The sequence below is a fragment of the Actinotalea ferrariae CF5-4 genome (assembly GCF_000603945.1).
Classification (GTDB): domain Bacteria; phylum Actinomycetota; class Actinomycetes; order Actinomycetales; family Cellulomonadaceae; genus Actinotalea; species Actinotalea ferrariae.
Genome location: NZ_AXCW01000198.1, coordinates 1 through 5,004 on the forward strand (window position 1 = coordinate 1; position 5,004 = coordinate 5,004).

Consider the following 5,004-nt stretch of genomic DNA (forward strand, 5'->3'; position numbering starts at 1 on the left):
GACGGAGGACTCGGAGAAGCCGCTCGACAAGCCCGCCCTGTGGGTCCTTCCCGCGGGCGGCGGCGAGGCGCGGATCGTGGCGACCCGCCCCGGCGGTGTCAGCGGCGTCAAGACCGCCCGGTCGTCCTACGCGGTCATCTTCGCGACGCAGATGCTGCGCAGCGCGAAGGACGGCGCCGACGACGAGCGGCTGCGCACCCTGCGCAAGGACACCAAGGTCAGCGCGATCCTGCACGACGGCTACCCGGTCCGGTACTGGGACCACGACCTCGGCCCGGAGGCGCCCCACCTGCTGGGCTGGCACTTCTCCGCCGGCGACGACGTCGCCCGGTCCGTCGAGGTCGCCAGCCGCAGCACCGAGCACCTCAAGGTCTCCGACCTCACCCCCGCCCCCGGCGGTGCGCTGCGCGAGGCGGAGTACGACTTCAGCCCGGACGGCACGTTCGTCGTCTCGACGTGGGACGTCAGCGAGGCGCGCGGCGCCCAGCGGCGGGTCCTCGTCCGGCTGGACCTGGACAGCGCCGAGCGCACGGTCCTCGTCGACGACCCGGAGGCGGACCTCGGCCGCCCGGTCATCTCGCCCGACGGGACCGCGGTCGCCTACGTGCGGGAGTCCCTCGCGACACCCGACGAGGCGCCGCACGTGACGCTGCACCTCCTCCCCCTCGAGGGCGAGTCCCGCGAGCCCGGCCGGCCGCGCCAGCTCGTCGCCCACTGGGACCGCTGGACGACGGGCCACCAGTGGCTCCCGGACGGCACGGGCCTCGTGGTGACCGCCGACCAGGACGGCCGGGCCCCGGTCTTCACGGTCGACCTCGCCGCGGACACGGTCGAGCAGCTCACGCACGACGACTCCGCGTACTCCGACCTGCAGGTGGCCCCGGACGCGAGCGTCGTCTACGCGCTGCGCTCGTCCTACCTGGCGCCGGCGCACCCCGTGCGGGTCCACCTCGTCGCCGACGAGCACCGCGAGCGCGGCACCGTCACGGTCCTGCGCGCGCCCGCGCCGCCGCCCACCCTGCCCGGCACGCTGACCGAGGTCCGCACCACCGCCGAGGACGGCAGCGAGGTGCGCGGCTGGCTCGCGCTGCCCGACGGCGCCTCCGCCGAGACGCCGGCACCGTTCCTGCTGTGGATCCACGGCGGGCCGCTCGGGTCGTGGAACGCGTGGTCGTGGCGGTGGAACCCGTGGCTGCTGGTCGCCCAGGGCTACGCGGTGCTGCTGCCCGACCCGGCGCTGTCGACCGGCTACGGCCAGGAGTTCGTCCAGCGCGGCTGGGGCGCCTGGGGCGCCGCGCCGTACACGGACCTCATGGCCATCACGGACGCCACGGTCGCCCGGGACGACGTCGACGCGACGCGCACCGCCGCGATGGGCGGCTCGTTCGGCGGCTACATGGCGAACTGGGTCGCGGGCCAGACCGACCGCTTCAGCGCGATCGTCACGCACGCGAGCCTGTGGGCGCTGGACCAGTTCGGCCCGACGACGGACGCGGCCTACTACTGGGGCCGGGAGATGTCCCCGAAGATGGCCGAGCGGTACTCCCCGCACCGGTACGTGCAGAACATCGTCACGCCGATGCTCGTCATCCACGGCGACAAGGACTACCGGGTGCCGATCGGCGAGGGCCTGCGCCTCTGGTACGAGCTGCTGTCCTCCTCCGGGCTGCCCGCGGATGCCCGCGGACGGTCACCGCACCGGTTCCTGCTGTACCCCGACGAGAACCACTGGATCCTCACCCCGCAGCACGCGAAGGTCTGGTACCAGGTGGTGAGCGGCTTCCTCGCCGAGCACGTGCTGGGGCAGGAGCCCCCGGCGCTGCCGGAGACGCTCGGCTGAGCCGGACGCCGGCCTGAGACCGACGCCGGGCCGAGCCCGACGCCGGGCCGAGTCCCGCGGGGTCCGCACCGACCGGTGCGGGCCCCGTCGTCGTCACGGCACCAGGACCGCGGGACCGCCGTCGGTGGTCTCCAGCGTGATCGCGCCCGTCATCCCGATCATGTCGAGCAGGTCCAGCAGCAGCCCGGGGGCGTCGCGCAGGACGATCGGCGCGCCGTCCTCCTGGCCGACCTTGTGCAGCTGGAGCACGAACGCCAGGCCCGACGAGTCGATGAACGTCAGGCCGCGGGCGTCGATCGTCACGGGCAGCGGCCGCCGCAGGCACTCGACCATCGCGAGGCTGGCCTGGTCCCGCAGGCCGGCGTCGACCTCGCCCCACATCCGCACGAGCGTCCGGCCCGACGCCTCCGTGACGTCGATGCCTCCGACGGGGCCGCCGCCCGGGGTGCCGCCCGGCGGGGCGGCGGTGGCGGGCTCGGACGGCTGGGGCTGGACGGTCGTCGCGTCGTCGTCGGTCACGAGGGCCTCTCCGGTTCGGGGTGGTCGTCCGCGGACGTCCCGGCGGGGTCCGGTCCGTCCGGTCACCGCCCGGTGGAGCGTAGGGCCGGGCCCTGACACGTGCACCCCGGCCACCCGCAGAGGGGCGCTCCGACCTGCGGAGACGCCTCAGCGGGCCCTCAGCCCTGCGGCTCGGGCTCCGTGATGTCGGCCACGGTCGCACCGAGCGCGAGGACCATCTTCGACCCGTCCAGGGTGGCGGCGACGCCGTGCGCCCCGGCGCCGATCGACACCGCCCGGCCGGCGACGCGGGCGTCCGCGACGACGGGCCACGGCCGGGTCGACCCGAAGGGGGTGATGGTGCCGCGCTCGAACCCGGTGACCTCGCGCGCGACGTCGGCGTCGGGCATCGACAGGCGGGACACCCCGAGCACCTCGCGCAGGAGCGGCCAGGAGATCTGACGGTCACCCGGGACGAGCACGAACAGGTAGTCGTCGTCGCCGCGGCGCACGACCATCGTCTTGATCACCTGCGACGGGCTGACCTTCCGGGCGGCCGCCGCCTCGGCGAGGCTGCGCACGCGGCCGTGCCGCACGAGCCGGTAGCGCAGGCCGGAGGCGTCGAGCGCCGCGACGGCGCGCGCCTCGCCGTCGGCCACGGGGACGGCGGGCGCGTCGGGCGCAGGCACGGCGTCGGACCGCTCGGTGCCAGGGTTCGTCTCGCTCACCCGGGCATTCTCCTCCCGGCCGCCGTCAGCCCCGCACCACGAGCACGGGGCAGGGGGCGTGCAGGACGACCGCGTGGCTCACCGAGCCCAGCAGCATCCGGGCCACGCCGTGCAGCCCCCGGCTGCCGACGACGAGGAGCCGGGCGTCCTGGGCCGCGTCGAGGAGCGCCGTCGTCGGCTGCTCCTGCACGAGGTCCTGGGTGACGACGAGGTCCGGGTAGTCCTCCCCGAGGCCCGCGACCGACTCGCCCAGCAGGACGCGGGCGGCGTCCTCGAAGACGTGGTCGTAGTCGGCGAGCAGCGCGACGTCCACGTAGACCGACGGCTGCTGCCAGGCGTGCACCACGTGCAGCGACAGGCCGGCGCGGTCCGCCTCCGCCGCGGCCGCGCGGATCGCCGCCAGCGAGTCGGCGGAGCCGTCGGCCCCGACCACCACCCGGTCCGTCGCCTCGCTCGCGAGATGGGGGACGACCGCCACGGGGCAGTGGGCGCCGGCGACCACCTGGTAGGCGAGCGAACCGGAGAAGAGCCGCTGGGTGACCGTGAGCGGGTGCGTCCCGACGACGACGAGCTGCGCGTCGTTCGACCGCTGGGTCAGCGCCCGGCCGGGGGACTGCTGGTCCACGACCGGCACGACGTCGAGCCCGGGCGCCGCCTCGCGGGCGCGCTCCGCCTCCTGCTCGACGAGCTCCTTCGCGGCCCGCTCGACCTCGTCGTCCCAGAAGGTCTCCAGGCCGACGACGGGCAGCCCGACCGCGTGGACGACGTGCAGGGGTACGCCGCGCGTGCGCGCGGTGCGGGCTGCCCACACCAGTGCGGGCGTGCTGGACGCGGTGCCCTCGACACCGACGACGACGGGGCGGATCACGGCCGTCTCCCTTCGGTCGGGGCGACGCCGGCGGGCGTGCGCCCTGCTCCACACCTCCACCGTCCACGCGTCGGCGTCGGCCCGCGAGGTCCGAACGTCCCGCGGCCCCCGCCCTGCCCGCCGGAGGGCGCCGTCCGGCGGTGCCCGCCCTGCGGCCGGCGATTCCGCTCCGCCCACCCGTCGTGCGAGGCTCGTGACCATGACGTCCTCTCCCACCGTCGGCGTGACCGGTGCGACCGGGCACGTCGGCGGACTCGTCGCCCGTGCCCTCGCCGACGCCGGCATCGCCCAGCGCCTGCTCGTCCGCTCGCCGTGGAACGCGCCCGACCTGCCCGACGCGGAGGTGCGGCGCGTCGCCTACGGGGAGGACTGCGCGCCCGCGCTCGAGGGCCTGGACGTGGTCCTCATGGTGTCCGGCGCCGAGAGCGAGGACCGGGTCGGCGAGCACCGCGCGTTCGTCGACGACCTCGCCGAGGCTGGCGTGCAGCACGTCGTCTACACGTCGTTCTGCGGCGCCGCGCCCGACAGCACCTTCCTGCTCGGTCGCGACCACTGGGCGACGGAGGAGCACCTGCGCCGGTCCGGCCTGCGCACCACGCTCCTGCGCGACAACCTCTACCTCGAGATGCTGCCCGCGTTCGTCGCCGACGACGGCGCCCTGCGCGGCCCGGCGCGGGACGGTCGCCTCGCGGCGGTGGCCCGCGCCGACGTCGCGCGCGTCGCCACCGCGGTGCTGCTGGACCCGCGCCGGCACGTGGACCGGACCTACGAGCTGACCGGCCCCGAGGCCCTGGGCCTGGAGGAGGTCGCCGCGACGATCGGCGAGGTCACCGGCCGCGACGTCCGCTACGTCGACGAGTCGCTGGAGGAGGCGTACGCGTCGCGGCAGGCGTTCGGGGCGCCGTCGTGGCAGGTCGACGCCTGGGTGTCCACGTACACGGCGATCGCCGCGGGCGAGATGGCGCGGGTCACCGACGACGTCGAGCAGGTCACCGGACGGCGCCCGCTGTCCCTGCGCGACGTCCTGGTCCGCAGCGCCCGCCGCGCCTGACCCGCCCCCCTCCTGCCCC

At 75.8% G+C, this 5,004-nt stretch carries 5 protein-coding genes; 2 read left to right on the plus strand and 3 right to left on the minus strand.

Translation table 11 applies throughout. The annotated features are described in order from the left end of the window. The coding region (locus N866_RS14205) for a S9 family peptidase (RefSeq protein WP_034227498.1) at positions 1-1,840 on the plus strand (1,840 nt) is incomplete at its 5' end. A 93-nt stretch (positions 1,841-1,933) separates the two neighbouring features. Here N866_RS14205 and N866_RS14210 read toward each other — a convergent pair. The 3 genes from N866_RS14210 to N866_RS14220 all read right to left on the minus strand — a co-directional run bounded on the left by N866_RS14210 (position 1,934) and on the right by N866_RS14220 (position 3,934). Further along, positions 1,934-2,359: an STAS domain-containing protein gene (locus tag N866_RS14210; RefSeq protein WP_245612600.1), complete on the minus strand. Its 426-nt coding sequence runs from the start codon at positions 2,357-2,359 to the stop codon at positions 1,934-1,936. Positions 2,360-2,517: 158 nt separating this feature from the next. After that, positions 2,518-3,027, minus strand: coding sequence for an aminoacyl-tRNA deacylase (locus tag N866_RS14215; RefSeq protein ID WP_052023086.1), 510 nt, complete (start codon positions 3,025-3,027; stop codon positions 2,518-2,520). Between the two features lie 64 nt (positions 3,028-3,091). Then, on the minus strand, positions 3,092-3,934 hold the full coding sequence (locus N866_RS14220) for a universal stress protein (RefSeq protein ID WP_034227499.1): 843 nt from the start codon (positions 3,932-3,934) through the stop codon (positions 3,092-3,094). A 199-nt stretch (positions 3,935-4,133) separates the two neighbouring features. On the opposite strand from N866_RS14220, the gene N866_RS14225 reads away from it, so the two are divergent. Beyond that, positions 4,134-4,985 carry an SDR family oxidoreductase gene (locus tag N866_RS14225; RefSeq protein WP_034227504.1) on the plus strand — a complete coding sequence of 284 codons (852 nt, stop codon included), beginning with the start codon at positions 4,134-4,136 and terminating at the stop codon, positions 4,983-4,985. The last annotated feature ends 19 nt before the right edge of the window (positions 4,986-5,004 follow it).